The sequence below is a fragment of the Bacillus cereus group sp. BfR-BA-01381 genome (genome assembly GCF_022663555.1).
GTDB lineage: Bacteria > Bacillota > Bacilli > Bacillales > Bacillaceae_G > Bacillus_A > Bacillus_A pacificus.
This window is the reverse complement of record NZ_JAKUFR010000041.1, coordinates 17,237-32,936: the sequence shown is the minus strand read 5'-3', so window position 1 is coordinate 32,936 and position 15,700 is coordinate 17,237. Positions and strand designations below refer to the sequence as shown.

Genomic DNA, 15,700 nt, shown 5'->3' with positions numbered 1-15,700 from the left:
GTATATGGATATAAAATAAGAAAAGAATAATTTTTTTGGCAAATCTTACTGATGAAACTGTAGTATAATATATTGTATTGTATGAAAAAGAGAGTTATTCTATATAAGTGTTTTATAGATAATGTGTAATCAGTCGTCAAAACATGAAGAATGTTGACTCCTGGTTTTTTATTTTGCTGTAACAATGTTTCAGGAGGATGTCATGAAAAGAAGTACCGAGTTTCTAAAAAGTTTAGATGTAAAACTAATATTAATTTTGTTAGCATTATGTGTTACGAGTATAGCTGCTATATATAGCAGTCAGCAAACTGGCCAATATGGAGAGGCAAACTTTGCAATGAAACAGGGTTTGAACTACATAATTGGGGTTGTATTGTTATTGCTTGTTGCAAGCATTGACTTAGATCAATTGCAAAAATTGTCTTGGCCACTTTATATCGTTGGATTTGCTTCACTTATTCTTTTGAAAATACTACCGGTTTCCACTTTCACACCTGAAAAATTAGGTGCAAAAAGATGGTTTGTATTTCCGTTAGTTGGACAAATTCAACCATCTGAGTTTTTCAAAATTTCATTGCTTCTCGTGGTAGCAAGTATAGCAGTGAAACATAATGCACAGTATATGGCAAGGACATTCCAAACGGACTTAAAATTAGTAGGTAAAATTGTACTAGTATCTCTCCCGCCTATTGCTGTTGTATATAGCCAACCGGATACAGGGATGGTGTTCTTATATGCTGCTGCCATTGCATGTATTTTATTTATGTCAGGTATTCAGAAGAAATTGATAGCATTATGTACAGTTATTCCAGTCACCATATTATCCACGTTAATATTTATTTACGTAAGGTATGAGGATTTCTTCTTTAATAAGTTAGTTACGCTACTAAAACCTCACCAACAATCACGTATTTTAGGTTGGTTAGATCCATTTGAACATACAGATCAAGGTTATCAAACACAGCAATCAATTTTAGCTGTAGGTAGTGGCGGTATGGAAGGGAAAGGGTTTGGCGAAGGGAACGTTTATATCCCTGAGAAGCATACAGACTTTATTTTCGCTACAATTGCCGAAGAAGGTGGATTTATCGTAGCAGCGTTAGTTGTATTCTTGTTCCTATTACTACTATATAGAACAATTATTATCGGTTATTCTGCTGATAATTTATTCGGTACATTATTATGTGCTGGATCGATTGGGATATTAACGGTTCAAATATTCCAAAACATCGGTATGATCGTTGGATTAATGCCTGTAAAAGGGATTGCATTACCTTTCTTATCGTATGGGGGAAGTTCCTTATTCTCGAATATGATTATGATGGGGCTTATATTATCGGTACGGAAAACGTATAAAAAATATATGTTTTCAGTTAAGTAAAAAGGCTGGTTCGTTTTTAAACGAACCAGCTTTTTTACATATATACGCATAAACGTTGCAAACTAAAACAGACTAGCAGTTTGGGATGTAAGGAGTGCAAAGTGATGCATATGCATATTTTTGAGGGAGCACGGCATCTTTCTAATAGTGAATGGGTTATTCGGGCTATTATAGCATACATATTTTTAATATTAGTTGCGAAAGCAATGGGACAAAGATCCATCGCGCAACTTCGTTTTTTAGATGTTGTATTAGTGTTATTGCTTGGCGGAAATATTTCTAACGCATTGTCTGATGAAAAAGTAGGATTAATGGGCTCGATGATTACAACGTTTATACTCGTTGTACTTCATATTATAAGTTCAGTTTTAATGTTGAAATGGGATAGATGGAGACGCTTTTTAGAGCCAGCACCTATCATTCTTATACACAATGGTTCCATTGATTTTAGCAATTTGAAAAAAGCGAGAATTACGGTGGAATATTTATTTTCAGAACTTCGTATGCGAAATGTGGGCGATATTCAAACGATCAAATTAGCATTATGGGAAGCGAACGGTGTCGTTTCTATATTCCGGTATCCAGAATATGAGGGAGTTTCGCGGCTTGATCTGAAAGTTGCGGGAAAAAAATCTCCAGTTTCTTTTGTATTAGTAAAGGATGGTAGGATTCAGCAAGATGTTCTTGCTTTATTAGGGAAAACAGAAGAATGGGCGAGAGAATTTCTAGAGAAAAACGCAGAAGTTGAATCCATTTTGTTAGCTACAGTAGATGAAGCACATAAAATAAATATTTTGTTAAAAAAATGAAAAATATACGCATTTTGTCGTTTCATACATATGATACAATAGTGTGGACAACAAAAAAGGAGGGATACGATGGGATATGTAGAAGAATTACGGAAAATAGTTGGTCATCGCCCTTTAATTTTAGTTGGTGCTGTTGTACTCGTTATAAATGAAAATAGATACGTATTATTACAACAAAGAACAGAGCCTTACGGAAAATGGGGGCTGCCTGGCGGATTAATGGAGCTTAGTGAATCCCCAGAAGAAACTGCTTTTCGTGAAGTATACGAAGAAACAGGAATAAAGGTGAAGAACCTACGATTAATCAATGTGTTTTCTGGAGCGAACTATTTTACAAAATTAGCAAACGGTGATGAATTTCAATCTGTAACGACTGCTTATTATACGGACGAATACGATGGAGATTTTGTTATGAACAAAGAAGAAGCGGTTCAGCTTAAATTCTTCCCACTAACAGAACTACCTGACTATATTGTTGGGTCGCATAAAAAAATGATTAGTGAATATATGAAGATTATGGAAAAAAAGATATAATAATAGTGAAAGAAATACAAAAACACAGTTCTGGTTGGTAGTCCAGACGCATGATTTCATGTCAGTAACCTTCCCCTCCGGGATGTCCCGTATTTCTAATTTTTTTAGGGGGGGCTGTCAATGGATTTGACAGTATATCACGATGGCCAATTTTTTGTTGGAATCATTACATGTAAAGAAAAAGGGAAGTTGTATGGAGCGAGATATATTTTTGGAACGGAACCTTCAGACGAAGAAGTGCTTATATTTGTGAACGGTTCAATGTTAGCGTATTTTCAGCACTTTGCAAAATGTGGCGTGGAAGTGAAAGAAAAACAGCGTCCCAAAAATATAAAGAGGATCATACGACAAGCAGCAAAAGAAGTAAATGTAAACCGCTTTACTAAGGCGCAAGAGGCAATTAGCTTATCTTATGAACTGTGCATAAACAAGAAAAAAAAGTGCAATCTAAGGAGAAGCGAGAGGCTGAAAAACAAAGAAGACGTTTAATTAAAGTACAAAAAGCAAAGCAAAAGCATCGTGGTCATTAAGAAAAGGTGTTAGAGCAAGAGCTCTAACACCTTTTCTATACCCAAATACAAGTAAACTTACTTGTATTTCATAAACATTAACTGGTAAGATACAAATAGGTAGTTTTAGAGGAGGGAAAAGATTGATTAATTTTAACTTTTTTATGAATGATGTTGTCCGCCAAGCGCGTGAAGAGATTGTTTCTGCTGGATATACAGAATTGACGACGCCAGAAGCAGTAGACGAAGCGTTTAAAAGAAATGGAACAACACTTGTAATGGTAAACTCTGTATGTGGTTGTGCAGGCGGTATTGCTCGTCCTGCTGCTGCGCATTCCGTACATTATGATAAACGACCTAACCATCTTGTAACGGTGTTTGCAGGTCAAGATAAAGAAGCGACAGCAAGAGCTCGTGAATATTTCGAAGGGTATCCACCATCTTCTCCATCATTTGCTTTATTAAAAGATGGAAAAATTGTAACGATGGTAGAGCGTCATGAAATTGAAGGTCATGAACCGATGCAAGTTATCGCAAAACTACAATCGTATTTCGAAGAGAATTGCGAAGAACTATAAATAATTGAAAAGGCGCTATGCTCACAATTAAGTGGGTGTAGCGCCTTTTTTATTTATTATTCAAAACGAGGGGATATACATTAGTTGATTATTTTATGCATTATTTTATGCATTATAAACAATGATTTTAATGATTTTTTATTTATTTTTATTTTATATATTGCATAAAAATAAAATCGCTGATACAATACAAACATCGAATAAAAATTCTATAAAACTTTTAAATATACATTATTAGGGGGAAGAAAGATGAAGAAGTTATTATCAATATCGTTTGCACTTATTTTAATTATAAGTATGTTCAGCGCTTGTAGTAATGGGGAAGAAAAGGCTACTGGAAAAAATAAAAAAGTACTGGTTATGGGGACTTCAGCAGATTATAAACCATATGAATACGTAGAAGCTTCAAAAAGTGATGAAATTATTGGCTTTGATGTTGATGTTGCTAAATATATCGGAAAAGAACTTGGTTATGAAGTGAAAGTGAAAGATATGGATTTTGGTGGTTTATTAGCATCTCTTAGCTCAGGAAAAGTTGATTTCGTAATGGCAGGTATGACGCCAACTGCAGAGCGTAAAAACAATGTTGATTTCACAGATATTTATTTTGTTGCGAAAAACATGGTCATTTCTAAAAAGGACTCTAACATTCAATCTGTAGAGGATTTAAAAGGGAAAAAAGTAGGGGTACAAACAGGGTCTATTCAAGAAGAGAAAGCAGCGGAATTTAAAAAACAAGTAGATTTCAAAGTTGAGGGACGTGACCGTATACCAGAAATCGTACAAGAAATTAAAGCTGGTCGTTTTGACGCTGCAATTATAGAAGACACAGTTGCTAAAAATTATTTAGAGAAAATGAAAGATTTACAAGGAATTGAAATTAAAGAAGCGCCAGAAGAAGTTGGAGCAGCAATTGCCCTTCCGAAAAACAGTGACAAAACAGCTGAATTTAATAAAGTAATTATAAAAATGCAAGAAAATGGAGAAATGGATAAATTAGTGAAGAAATGGTTTGGCAGCGAAAAATAAGCTGCCTTTCACTTTTCTGTGAGGGGAATGAAAAGAATGAACTTAGATTTTTCGGCGATTACGCCTTCGATACCATATATACTAAAAGGCCTAGAAGTTACTTTAAAAATTGTAGCAGTATCAGCGTTAGTTGGGTTTATTTTAGGAACGTTATTAGCGCTTTGCAAAATTGCTAGAATACGAGCATTAAATATAGTGGCAGATTTTTATACATCAATTTTCCGTGGTACACCACTTGTATTGCAATTAATGATTATTTATTTCGGTGTCCCGCAAATAATTGGTTATGAAATACCGGCATTCTTAGCAGCTGTATTAGCATTTAGCTTAAATTCAGGTGCATATATGTCAGAGGTAATTCGCGCCGGCATTCAAGCGGTTGATAAAGGACAAACAGAAGCAGCGATGGCTTTAGGGATTCCTTACGGGAAAATGATGCGAAATATCATTTTCCCTCAAGCATTAAAAAATATATTACCAGCGCTTGTGAACGAGTTTGCGACACTTACGAAAGAATCGGCTGTAGTAACAGTAATAGGAGCGACGGATTTAATGCGCCGTGCTTACATCGTAGGCGGGGAGACATTTAAATATCTTGAACCATTACTTTTTGTTGGACTCATTTATTATATGCTAGTCATTATTCTTACATTAGTCGGGAAGGCAATTGAAGGGAGAATGAAGAAAAGTGATTAAAATTGAAAACCTTCATAAATCATTTGGAAAAAACGAGGTATTAAAAGGAATTACAACAACGATTGAAAAAGGGGAAGTAGTAGCAATTATTGGACCGTCTGGATCAGGGAAATCAACATTTTTACGTTGTATGAATGTGTTAGAAGCACCGACAAATGGTCACATTTGGATTGGAACGGAAGAAGTAACGAATCCGAAAACGAATATTATGCACGTCCGTGAAAATGTCGGAATGGTATTTCAGCATTTTCACCTATTTCCTCATATGACTGTATTAGAAAATATTACGTATGCTCCTATCAATGTAAAAGGAGTAACGAAACAAGAAGCTGACAAGAAAGCCGAGAAACTTTTAGAAAAGGTTGGTTTATTAGATAAAAAAGATACGTATCCGAATCGTCTTTCTGGCGGACAAAAGCAACGTGTAGCAATTGCAAGAGCGTTAGCAATGGAACCAGAAGTAATGTTATTTGATGAACCGACATCAGCACTAGATCCAGAGATGGTAAAAGAAGTGCTAGAAGTTATGAAATCATTAGTTACCACAGGAATGACAATGGCAATTGTTACACATGAAATGGGATTTGCAAAAGAAGTAGCAGATCGTGTTCTCTTTTTAGATGGTGGAAAACTTGTAGAAGATAGTGCGCCAGCAGAATTTTTTGCAGCACCGAAAAGTGAGCGTGCGCAACAATTTTTACAAAAAATATTGTAATATGTAAAGGATACGTGAATAATAAGTAGAAAAGGATGACATTGTGTCATCCTTTTTTTATACTAACTGTAAATACGTTTATACATATAGGAGCAATGCTATGTTCAAAATTGGATACCGTACAGTGAAAACAGCAATAGGGACAGGCGCAGCCGTTTTTATTGCTCAGTTATTAGGATTAGAATTTTATAGTTCAGCGGGTATTTTAGTTATATTATGTGTACAAAATACGAAACGTAAATCACTTCAAGTATCGTTACATCGTTTTTTAGCTTGTGTATTATCAATGGTGTTCGCATTTTGTATTTTTGAAACAATTGGATATACACCACTAGCAATTAGCGTATTATTACTTACATTTATTCCGACTGCGGTTATGCTTAAAATTCAAGAAGGTATTGTCACGAGTTCAGTTATTGTGATGCATCTATATTCATTGAAACAAATTACATGGCTTATTGTTGGAAATGAAATTGCGATATTAACGATAGGGATTAGCGTGGCTCTCTTAGTGAATATGTATATGCCAAGTAGTGAAAATAAGCTAAAAGAGTATCAAGGTAAAATAGAAAGTAATTTTAAAACGATTTTGTTTGAAATGGTTGTGTATTTACGAAATCGAGAAAGTAGTTGGAGCGGGGCAGAACTTATTGAGACTGAACAGATGCTAAATGAAGCTAGAGATTTATCGTTTAAGAAACTTGAGAATGCATTTATGCGAGAAGATGACTATTACTATCGTTATTTTAATATGCGCATGCAACAATTCGAAATTTTAGAGCGAATGATTCCGTTAGCAGCTTCTTTATCGTGGACATATGAACAAGCTGACATGATTGCGGATGTGGTTGAAAACATTAGTAATGCTATTAGCCCTCAGAGTACCGGGGTTATTTCTTTAAGACAGCTTCAAGAAATGAGAGAATTATTTAGAGCGATGCCATTGCCGGCTACACGTGAAGAATTTGAGATACGTGCGAAACTTGTTCAACTTGTATACGAAATGGAACAATATTTACTCATTAAAAGTCGTTTTAAGGGAAAGGATAATATAAAAGAACTTATATAGAAGGTAGGAATTATTTATGCCGTATCTTCTCTCTTTCCTATTATGTCTTTCTTTATCGCCTATTTGGCCCCTTGGTGATAATCCACGTGCCGGTGATCCTTTTATTATTGTAAATAAAGCGACGAATAAACTAGCTTATATTGACGATGGGAAGATTCAAAAGGTTTTTCCAGTCGCGACAGGAAAAACAAATGAATTAACCCCAGAGGGAACTTTTGATATTGTAATGAAAGCAAAGGATCCGTATTATATTGCAAAAGATATTCCAGGGGGATCACCGAAAAATCCACTTGGATCTAGGTGGATGGGATTTAATGCACGAGGAACTGATGGGAGTAAATATGGAATACATGGAACAAACCAACCGAGTTCAATTGGAAAGTATATTTCACAAGGGTGTATAAGAATGAAGAAAAATGATGTGGAGTATTTATTTGATCGTATTCCAATTGGAACGAAAGTGTGGATTGTAAAATCGAAAAAGTCATTTCAGCAATTGGCAAAAGAAAAAGGAGCCATTGCATATGAAAAAGCCAACGAAAAAGTTGGTTTTTTCTATTGTAATAAGTTGTCTTGACATGTGTACATAACCATGCGTTAATGAGAGTATAGAAAGATTAAATTAGATAAAGGAGTTGCTCGTATGTACTTGAATCCAAAACTTTCGTATATGCAGTTTTTTATGGGATTTCTATTTATTATTACATTCATATTGGCAACTTTTAATATATGTTCTTATCTTGTAGCGATTGTATGTATGGCATTACTTAATCTTACTTTTGTTATTGGGGCATTTCAGCAGAAACAATATACAAGTTTTGTGCTAGCACTTGTAATGTCATTTTCCTTTGGTATTGTAGCGATTGTGCTTTACATAAAATAAACCATCTCGATTTCGAGATGGTTTATTTTATTATGTGTAAAAAGTAAAAAAAGGACGAACAGATCGTCCTTTTTACCAAAACATACTTGCGCCAGCAAGTAATGTTGTTACAAGCATAGAAATTAGCATTACATAAATCATAACTTTTTGAGCTTTTTTATGCATCGTTAAACCTCCTTGCAAATCAGTACAATATCATTGTAACGAGAAATGATATTGTGGACAAGGGGGAGAGAAATGACAAAATTCGAGAAGTGCGTGTAAACTATAACAGGAAATTTGTATGTACGTAGAGAATATATAAGAATGATAGGGTATAAGTTTTTTGTTATGCAAGCTGAAGAATGGAGATACGATGATGAAAATATATGAAACAAATCGTTTACATTTAAGGGAAATTGATGAGTCGTATGCTGAAAAAGTTCTTCAATATTACGACAGAAATCGTGAATTTTTAAAAGCCTGGGAAGAGTATAGACCAGAGGATTTTTTTACGTTAGATTATCAAAAGAAAAAGTTACAAAAGGATAGAAAAGAGTTCGCAGAAGGTAAAATCATTAGATTATGGATTTTTAAAAAGGGTGATGATACGAAAATAATTGGATGTATTTCATTTAATTTAATTGTTCGTGGAATTTACCAATCTTGTGTACTCAGTTATAAATTAGATAAGGAAGAGTTAAACAAAGGTTATACGACAGAAGCGCTTAGAAAAGCGATTCAAGTTGCTTTTGAGGAATTTCAATTACATCGTATAGAAGCACCGATTATGCCACGAAATTTAGCATCTATACAAGTAGTGACGAAGATAGGTTTTCAGTATGAGGGCGTGTCTAGGAAGATGTTAATGGTTAATGGAGTGTGGGAAGATCATATGCGCTGGGTATTGTTAAATGAGTAATAGAAAGCAGATGGTTATCTAGACATATAAACCGTCTGTTTTTTGTCTTGTATTTCGAAACTTTTGCGAAATTCTGTTATAATTAATAGTGTTACATACATAATGGTAGTGCAGGAGGCGCAGTCTTATGATTAATCAAGAACGTTTAGTAAATGAATTTATGGAGTTAGTACAAGTAGATTCTGAAACGAAATTTGAAGCAGAAATTTGCAAAGTATTAACAAAGAAATTTACAGATTTAGGTGTAGAAGTATTTGAAGATGACACAATGGCTGTTACTGGGCATGGTGCAGGTAACTTAATTTGTACATTACCAGCAACAAAAGATGGTGTTGATACAATTTACTTTACTTCTCATATGGATACAGTAGTTCCTGGTAATGGAATTAAGCCTTCTATTAAAGATGGATATATCGTATCAGATGGTACTACGATTTTAGGTGCAGATGATAAAGCAGGATTAGCATCCATGTTCGAAGCAATCCGTGTTTTAAAAGAGAAAAATATCCCTCATGGTACAATTGAATTTATTATTACAGTTGGAGAAGAATCTGGTCTTGTTGGTGCAAAAGCATTAGATCGTGAGCGCATTACTGCGAAATACGGTTACGCATTAGATAGCGATGGAAAAGTTGGTGAAATCGTTGTTGCAGCTCCAACACAAGCGAAAGTGAATGCGATTATTCGCGGGAAAACAGCTCATGCTGGTGTAGCACCAGAAAAAGGTGTATCTGCAATTACTATCGCAGCGAAAGCAATTGCGAAAATGCCACTTGGCCGTATTGATTCTGAAACAACTGCAAATATTGGACGTTTTGAAGGTGGTACACAAACGAATATCGTTTGCGATCACGTACAAATCTTTGCAGAAGCGCGTTCTTTAATCAATGAAAAAATGGAAGCGCAAGTTGCGAAAATGAAAGAAGCATTTGAAACAACTGCAAAAGAAATGGGCGGTCATGCAGACGTTGAAGTAAACGTTATGTATCCGGGATTTAAATTTGCTGATGGCGATCACGTTGTAGAAGTTGCAAAACGTGCAGCTGAAACAATTGGTCGTACACCTTCTCTTCACCAAAGTGGTGGCGGAAGTGATGCAAACGTAATTGCAGGACACGGTATTCCAACAGTTAACTTAGCAGTTGGTTATGAAGAAATTCATACAACAAATGAAAAGATTCCTGTTGAAGAATTAGCGAAAACAGCAGAATTAGTTGTTGCAATTATTGAAGAAGTAGCGAAGTAATATAATAGAAAAAGCGTGTAAATCACAACTGATTTACACGCTTTTTATTTTGATTCGATTGCTTTTACAAGGCGGATAAGCCAATACAAGAAAATCCATGGCAGTATGTCCTTTGTTATAATACCTAGTAGACTTGGAAGAATCCTTGCTACGTTAATATCAAAAATAGGGAGTAATAAATAATTAATTAAGATGATTAATATAATAACGAGAAATGTATAATTGAGGTTACTGTTTGATTTCATAATAGATCACTCCTTTTACAAAAATATCCATATGTATATTAAGTATAGCAAAAATAAGGATAAAAAGAATAAGTAATTATTATATTGTACATGAATTTGGTATAATGAAGGAACAAATGTTCTTTGGAGGGAGTGAGTACTATGCGAGAAATGTATCCCAAAAAAGGTCGTGTTATTTTACATGTAGATATGAATTGTTTTTTCGCATCTGTTGAAATTGCTCATGACCCATCATTACAGGGGAAGCCGTTAGCGGTTGCTGGAAATGAAAAAGAAAGAAAAGGAATTATCATCACATGTAGTTATGAGGCGAGAGAATATGGAATACGTACAACGATGCCACTTTGGGAAGCAAAAAGGTTATGTCCACAATTAGTTGTAAGGCGCCCTAATTTTACATTATATCGTGAAGCTTCATTTCAAATGTTTCAAATCCTTTCCCGTTTTACGGAAAAAATACAACCAGTATCAATAGATGAGGGATATTTAGATATTACAGATTGTTACGCACTCGGTTCGCCTCTTGAAATAGCAAAGATGATTCAGCAAGCGTTATTAGCAGAGTTACAGTTGCCGTGTAGCATCGGAATTGCTCCAAACCTTTTCCTAGCAAAAACAGCTTCTGATATGAAAAAGCCTCTCGGTATTACCGTGCTCCGAAAACGAGATATTCCAGAAATGATTTGGCCGCTTCCGGTTGGAGCGATGCATGGAATTGGAGAAAAAACAGCTGAGAAATTAAAAGATATTCATATACAAACAATTGAACAGTTAGCAAAAGGAAATGAACATATCATTCGCGCTAAAATTGGAAAGCATGGTGTTGATTTACAAAGGCGGGCAAAAGGTGTGGATGATAGAGAAGTTGATCCGAGTCAAATGGGACAACATAAAAGCGTTGGTAATTCGATGACTTTTTCAAAGGATATGGATGAAGAAAAAGAATTACTTGATATGTTAGAAAGGCTATCAAAATCAGTGAGTAAAAGATTACAAAAGCGAACGCTTGTCAGCTATAATATTCAGATTATGATTAAATATCATGATAGGCGGACAGTAACGAGGAGTAAGCAATTGAAAAATGCCATTTGGGAAGAACGAGATATTTTTCAAGCGGCCTCTCGTTTATGGAAGCAACATTGGGACGGCGATTCCGTTCGTTTATTAGGTGTTACAGCTACTGAAATAGAGTGGAAGACTGAATCGGTGAAGCAATTAGATTTGTTTTCATTTGAAGAAGATGCGAAAGAAGAGCCGCTACTTGCTGTCATTGATCAAATTAATGATAAGTATGGAATGCCGCTTTTACAACGAGGTAGTCAATTATTACGTAAGCAAGAAAAGTCTTTTCAGCAAAAATTAGAAAATAAGTTTATGTAGAAGGTGTCATGAAGCTGTAAATATCATGACACCTTTCATGTTCAACTTGCTTCTAAATCTAATGAAGTTTTCCAACCAGCTGCAGTAACGCCAGATTCTAATAGCATTCTGCTCACTATTTTTTCAATTAAGACTGCTGTATTTGTGTTGCAGTGTAATGTCGCTTGTATACACACTTTTTGATTAGAGTTTACGTCCTCACTATACAATTCTTTTAAACCAATGCCTTCAGAACTTACCATATGCATAAGTAAAAAACGAATATGGGCTTCATGTTCTTCTGAACAAGTAAGAGAAAGTAAGTAGTTCGTTTGTTCAGGTGATTCTTCTTTTGATTTCTGATTCATAAAGAGAGCGATTGGACGAAGTAGTATGTTTGCTAGTAAAACGCCAGATGCACCTAATATAGCTGCAATGAGGAAACCAGCGCCTGTAAGAGTACCAACAGCAGCTGCGCACCATAGGGTAGCCGCAGTATTAAGCCCCCTAATACTAAAACCATCACGGATAATAACGCCGCCTCCTAAAAAACCAATCCCACTGACGACTTGAGCGGCAATACGTGAAGGGCTAGCATCGTGATCAATCATGACGGATAATAAAACAAATATACAGGCACCAAGTGATACGAGAGCATTTGTCCGTAGCCCAGCCATCCTATGTCTCCATTGTCGTTCCATTCCGATGCAAGCACCTACAATAATTGCAATAAATAATCTTAGTACAATGTCATACCATACCATCATGGTCACCTCCATACATATAAGTCCAAGTTATATTTTTGAGAATGAGCGGGAAGCACCCGCTCATTCTCATTTTTATAACCAGCTATGAAACTTTTTAATATAAATTTTTTTTAGGAACTGTGTTAAGAAAGCATAGCCTAATAGTATTCCTACTAACCAAGGGAAATAGCTAAGTGGTAATGCTTGTAATCCAACGGCTGCTCCAAGTGGCGAGAATGGAATATAAATTCCAATTACCATAATACAAGCGGTTAATAAAAGAACCGGTACTGATGCAGTACTTTGAATAAATGGAATCTTCTGTGTTCTTATCATGTGAACAATTAAAGTTTGTGTTAGCAATCCAACGACAAACCAACCAGATTGGAATAATGATTGTTCGCTAGCTGTATTTGCATCGAAGACGTTCCACATGACCACATAGGTGATGATATCAAATATGGAACTAATGGGACCGATGCAAATAATGAAGTTCCGTAAATTTGCAGTATCCCATTTTCTTGGTTTTTCTAAAAACTCTTTATCCATTTTGTCCCATGGGATAGACAGTTGTGAAATATCATAAAGTAAGTTTTGAATTAAAAGGTGAATGGCAAGCATCGGCAAGAAAGGAATGAAGGCACTTGCTACTAACACACTAAATACATTTCCGAAGTTAGAGCTCGCTGTCATTTTAATGTATTTCAAAATATTACCGAATGTAGTGCGCCCTTCTAAAATACCTGCTTCTAATATCATTAAACTTTTTTCAAGTAGAATAATATCGGAAGACTCTTTTGCAATATCAGTTGCAGTATCAACAGATATGCCAACGTCAGCTTCCCGTAACGCTACGGCGTCGTTAATGCCATCTCCCATATAACCTACAGTGTGTCCGTTTCCTTGTAATACTCGTATAATGCGAGATTTTTGCATTGGATTTAGTTTAGCAAAAACAGTTGTTTCTTCGGCTAGCTTTGCTAATGCTTTATCAGGTAAAGCATCGATTTCGTAACCAAGGATAGGCTCGCCAATATTTAATCCAACTTCTTTACATACCTTTTTTGTCACGATTTCGTTATCACCAGTTAAAATTTTTACTTGTACACCATGTTTTTGTAATGCTTGAATGGCAGTAGCGGCAGATGGTTTCGGTGGATCTAAAAAGCCAATATATCCAGCGAGAATCATATCATTTTCATCTTGTACGGCGTACTCTTTATTATTTGTTGGTCTATTTTTTTTATAAGCTACAGCAATAACGCGCATACCTTCACTATTCAAAGTCTCACTTAGTTGTTTTACATGTAAGCGCATGTCATCGGTAAGAGAAGCAATTTTGCCATCTATTTCAGTGTAGTTGCAAATAGATAAAATTTCTTCTACAGCCCCTTTACAGACCATTGTATGTTCACCTGAATTGTCTTTTACAATGACGGACATACGCCGACGAGCAAAGTCAAATGGAATTTCATCTAGTTTTTGAAAAACAGATGGATCAAATTTTTGCTTTTCTTCTGTATGTTTTATAACGGCTTTATCTATTAAATTTTTCAATCCTGTTTGATAGAAGCTATTTAAATAGGCAAAGTGTAATACACGATTACATGTATTACCATTAGGATCTAAGTGCCGAACAAGTACAACTTTATCTTCTGTTAAAGTTCCTGTTTTATCGGTACAAAGAATGTTCATAGCACCTAAGTTTTGAATAGAATTCAGTTGTTTTACAATTACTTTCTGTTTAGACATGTTAACGGCACCTTTAGCTAAATTAGCAGTCACAATCATTGGTAACATTTCAGGTGTTAGACCAACTGCGATTGCAATAGCAAAGAAGAAAGCTTCTTGCCAATCCCCTTTTGTGAATCCGTTAATGAGAAGAACGATAGGTGCCATAATAAGCATGAATGTAATTAAGAGCCAGCTTACTTTGTTTACACCTTTATCAAAGCTTGTTTCTACGCGCTTACCGATTACTTTATTTGCTAAAGAGCCAAAATACGTATCAGTACTTGTGGAGATGACAACCGCTCTTGCGCTACCACTTACAATATTTGTCCCCATGAAGCAAAGATTTTCCATATCGAGTGGATTGTAATTTTTTTTCGTGCTTTTCGGTAATAGATGTTTATTTTCTGTATGGTAGCAGTTTTCGTATTTTTCTACAGGAAGTGCTTCTCCTGTTAAAGAAGATTGGTTCACAAATAAATCTTTAGCCGATAAAATACGCACATCAGCTGGAACAATGTCTCCGGCTGAAAGTGAAATAATATCGCCAGGTACAAGTTCCTCAATTGGAATTTCCGTTGTATCAGTTTGTTTCAAAATTTTTACATTTTTTGTTTCGTGTACAAATCCATCTATTCTAAAGACACTCGCCGTTGTTCGAACCATAGCCTTTAACTGATCCGCAGCTTTTTGAGAACGAAATTCTTGTAAAAAGCGAATCGTTGCACTTAGCATTACCATTACAGAGACGACAATAGTTCCTTGTATGTCATCTGTGAAAAAAGAAAGTGCGCCGAGAGCTAATAAAACAAAAATAAATGGATTTTTAAATGCCAGTAGAAATTGAATGTACCACGGTGATGTTTTATTATGAGCTATTTCATTAAGGCCATATAAAGAAAGTCTACGAGACGCTTCTTCTTTAGAGAGTCCATTTTCTGTTGTTTCTAAAAGTCGTAACGCTTTGTTTGCATCCTGCGTTGCGACTTCCACTAATAATTTGTTATTTGTTTTCATACAATCTTGATCGTATGAATGTTTCGTTTCTTGTCTTTGTAAATTTAACATCGGTAGTTCCTCCTTTTTCATGAAGGAGGAAACAAGCTGTTACTCGACTATTTAAAATTAGGAGGAACAGTTTCTTTCCTACCTACATGATGAAATATTAACGTAAAACATATGGGTATCTGGGCCGAATCATCAATTGCCAACTGTTCCTCACCTCCGTACAATTTAGTAGTTTCTGAATATGCTATGTTTGTTTCATAG

The 15,700-nt window shown here is 35.3% G+C and carries 17 protein-coding genes and 1 pseudogene; 14 read left to right on the top strand and 4 right to left on the bottom strand.

Annotation, left to right across the window (positions count from 1 at the left end):
* Positions 1 to 202: 202 nt before the first annotated feature.
* The 11 genes and pseudogenes from MR079_RS15650 (at position 203) to MR079_RS15600 (ending at position 8,203) form a co-directional block, all read left to right on the top strand.
* The gene (locus MR079_RS15650; RefSeq protein WP_016718455.1) at positions 203 to 1,381 is read left to right on the top strand and encodes an FtsW/RodA/SpoVE family cell cycle protein; all 1,179 of its coding nucleotides are present in this window, start codon (positions 203 to 205) and stop codon (positions 1,379 to 1,381) included.
* A 104-nt stretch (positions 1,382 to 1,485) separates the two neighbouring features.
* Positions 1,486 to 2,190: a DUF421 domain-containing protein gene (locus MR079_RS15645; RefSeq protein WP_139866728.1), complete on the top strand. Its 705-nt coding sequence runs from the start codon at positions 1,486 to 1,488 to the stop codon at positions 2,188 to 2,190.
* 69 nt (positions 2,191 to 2,259) lie between these two features.
* Complete coding sequence (locus tag MR079_RS15640; protein WP_014481752.1) at positions 2,260 to 2,724, top strand: NUDIX hydrolase; 465 nt, start codon at positions 2,260 to 2,262, stop codon at positions 2,722 to 2,724.
* A gap of 120 nt (positions 2,725 to 2,844) precedes the next feature.
* A pseudogene (locus tag MR079_RS15635) lies at positions 2,845 to 3,254 on the top strand (YjdF family protein).
* A gap of 143 nt (positions 3,255 to 3,397) precedes the next feature.
* On the top strand, positions 3,398 to 3,811 hold the full coding sequence (locus MR079_RS15630; protein WP_001998211.1) for a BrxA/BrxB family bacilliredoxin: 414 nt from the start codon (positions 3,398 to 3,400) through the stop codon (positions 3,809 to 3,811).
* Positions 3,812 to 4,060: 249 nt separating this feature from the next.
* Positions 4,061 to 4,840, top strand: coding sequence for a transporter substrate-binding domain-containing protein (locus tag MR079_RS15625; RefSeq protein ID WP_242294243.1), 780 nt, complete (start codon positions 4,061 to 4,063; stop codon positions 4,838 to 4,840).
* A gap of 36 nt (positions 4,841 to 4,876) precedes the next feature.
* Positions 4,877 to 5,536, top strand: a complete 660-nt coding sequence (locus MR079_RS15620) for an amino acid ABC transporter permease (RefSeq protein ID WP_139866730.1) — start codon at positions 4,877 to 4,879, stop codon at positions 5,534 to 5,536.
* The gene (locus MR079_RS15615) at positions 5,529 to 6,251 is read left to right on the top strand and encodes an amino acid ABC transporter ATP-binding protein (protein WP_061678085.1); all 723 of its coding nucleotides are present in this window, start codon (positions 5,529 to 5,531) and stop codon (positions 6,249 to 6,251) included. Before MR079_RS15620 ends, MR079_RS15615 begins: the two co-directional genes overlap by 8 nt.
* 100 nt (positions 6,252 to 6,351) lie before the next feature.
* Positions 6,352 to 7,320: an aromatic acid exporter family protein gene (locus MR079_RS15610; protein WP_113759097.1), complete on the top strand. Its 969-nt coding sequence runs from the start codon at positions 6,352 to 6,354 to the stop codon at positions 7,318 to 7,320.
* A gap of 16 nt (positions 7,321 to 7,336) precedes the next feature.
* A complete protein-coding gene (locus MR079_RS15605) occupies positions 7,337 to 7,897 on the top strand; it encodes a L,D-transpeptidase (RefSeq protein ID WP_001146556.1) in 561 nt (186 codons plus the stop codon).
* A gap of 66 nt (positions 7,898 to 7,963) precedes the next feature.
* Positions 7,964 to 8,203 (top strand): DUF3894 domain-containing protein, encoded by a 240-nt coding sequence (locus tag MR079_RS15600; RefSeq protein WP_139866732.1) that lies wholly within the window; start codon positions 7,964 to 7,966, stop codon positions 8,201 to 8,203.
* Between the two features lie 72 nt (positions 8,204 to 8,275).
* On the opposite strand, the gene prli42 is transcribed toward MR079_RS15600, so the two are convergent.
* Positions 8,276 to 8,368 (bottom strand): stressosome-associated protein Prli42, encoded by a 93-nt coding sequence (prli42, locus tag MR079_RS15595; protein WP_000549038.1) that lies wholly within the window; start codon positions 8,366 to 8,368, stop codon positions 8,276 to 8,278.
* Positions 8,369 to 8,558: 190 nt separating this feature from the next.
* On the opposite strand from prli42, the gene MR079_RS15590 reads away from it, so the two are divergent.
* Together MR079_RS15590 and MR079_RS15585 are read left to right on the top strand one after the other, a co-directional pair.
* Positions 8,559 to 9,104, top strand: a complete 546-nt coding sequence (locus MR079_RS15590) for a GNAT family N-acetyltransferase (RefSeq protein WP_139866734.1) — start codon at positions 8,559 to 8,561, stop codon at positions 9,102 to 9,104.
* A 127-nt stretch (positions 9,105 to 9,231) separates the two neighbouring features.
* Positions 9,232 to 10,350, top strand: a complete 1,119-nt coding sequence (locus MR079_RS15585; RefSeq protein ID WP_139866736.1) for a tripeptidase T — start codon at positions 9,232 to 9,234, stop codon at positions 10,348 to 10,350.
* Between the two features lie 44 nt (positions 10,351 to 10,394).
* On the opposite strand, the gene MR079_RS15580 is transcribed toward MR079_RS15585, so the two are convergent.
* A complete protein-coding gene (locus MR079_RS15580; RefSeq protein ID WP_242294242.1) occupies positions 10,395 to 10,595 on the bottom strand; it encodes a hypothetical protein in 201 nt (66 codons plus the stop codon).
* A 141-nt stretch (positions 10,596 to 10,736) separates the two neighbouring features.
* Here MR079_RS15580 and MR079_RS15575 point away from each other — a divergent pair, with 141 nt between their 5' ends.
* Positions 10,737 to 11,975, top strand: coding sequence for a DNA polymerase IV (locus tag MR079_RS15575; protein ID WP_139866740.1), 1,239 nt, complete (start codon positions 10,737 to 10,739; stop codon positions 11,973 to 11,975).
* Between the two features lie 41 nt (positions 11,976 to 12,016).
* On the opposite strand, the gene MR079_RS15570 is transcribed toward MR079_RS15575, so the two are convergent.
* Both MR079_RS15570 and mgtA read right to left on the bottom strand, forming a co-directional pair.
* Positions 12,017 to 12,718, bottom strand: coding sequence for an MgtC/SapB family protein (locus tag MR079_RS15570; protein ID WP_139866742.1), 702 nt, complete (start codon positions 12,716 to 12,718; stop codon positions 12,017 to 12,019).
* Between the two features lie 75 nt (positions 12,719 to 12,793).
* The gene (mgtA, locus tag MR079_RS15565; protein WP_139866744.1) at positions 12,794 to 15,499 is read right to left on the bottom strand and encodes a magnesium-translocating P-type ATPase; all 2,706 of its coding nucleotides are present in this window, start codon (positions 15,497 to 15,499) and stop codon (positions 12,794 to 12,796) included.
* Positions 15,500 to 15,700: the final 201 nt, after the last annotated feature.